The sequence below is a fragment of the Bacillus sp. SIMBA_005 genome, from assembly GCF_046535585.1.
In the GTDB taxonomy this organism is placed as follows: domain Bacteria; phylum Bacillota; class Bacilli; order Bacillales; family Bacillaceae; genus Bacillus; species Bacillus pumilus.
Map to the genome: position 1 here is coordinate 1 of NZ_JAWRWI010000674.1, position 259 is coordinate 259.

Annotated in this window: 1 protein-coding gene; it reads right to left on the reverse strand. The window is 49.4% G+C overall.

Features of this window, described 5'->3' with window-relative positions:
* A partial coding sequence (locus SB660_RS21785; protein ID WP_410584516.1) for an acyl carrier protein occupies nt 1-259 on the reverse strand: 259 nt, incomplete at both ends.

Consider the following 259-nt stretch of genomic DNA (forward strand, 5'->3'; position numbering starts at 1 on the left):
ATGATCGGCAAGCAATTGAGAAAACTTGCTCTCATATGCTGACACGAAGTGGCGGGTCAGCTCCTCCGCCGTCGGATACTCGAAAAACAATGTTGGATTCACATCGATGTCCGCCTCTTGGCCGATCTCTTTTGTCAGCCCGATCAGACTCGCTGAATCAAGTCCCAATTCCATGATATTCGCATTAGAACGAAGAGATGACGCGGGTTCATCCATCATCTTGGCGAGCTTGCCAAGGATGTAGCTGCGGATATCATCT